Origin of the sequence: Vibrio mexicanus (assembly GCF_001012815.1) — a bacterium.
Lineage (GTDB): Bacteria > Pseudomonadota > Gammaproteobacteria > Enterobacterales > Vibrionaceae > Vibrio > Vibrio mexicanus.
In genome coordinates, this window is sequence record NZ_JYJP01000123.1 from 1 (window position 1) to 537 (window position 537).

Sequence of the window (537 nt, forward strand, 5' to 3'; positions counted from 1 at the left end):
TTTTCATAAAGAAGTATTCCGTATCTCGGTATCCATAGCCCATTCTTTTGATTAGCTTAATCTTGTTATTGATCCCTTCCAAAGTACATGTATTTAGATGATATGTAGCTGACGCCACTATCCCATGAAGATAGGGTTTCAGTTTTCTAGCAAAGTTTATGAGCGGTTTGATCCCACTTTCATGAACCTGTTGCCACCATACCTCCCAGAGTTCATTAGCCTGTTTCTCTGAGCTGCAATACCAGAGCTCTTTGAGTTGAGCACCTAGCAAATGGGTCATCATTAAGTCACGATTGACCGCAAGTATCTCATCCAGATAACTCTGTTGCTTAGTGTTTAAGTTCTCTCGATTTTTCAGTAGCACCCAACGGGAGCGTTTGATCCAACGCCGAGCATTTTTATCCTCTTTCAGTTGATTCGCTTGATCAACTCGGACTCTATCCATCACTTCTCGACCAAACTTAGCGACGACATGAAAGAGGTCATACACGATACGTGCATTGGGACAATGAGCTTGGACTTCTAGGTCAAAAGCTG

At 42.5% G+C, this 537-nt stretch carries 1 protein-coding gene; it reads right to left on the minus strand.

All coding sequences use genetic code 11. The features are described 5' to 3' along the window. On the minus strand, positions 1–537 hold a 537-nt coding region (locus UA76_RS19260), incomplete at both ends, for an ISL3 family transposase (protein WP_047049518.1).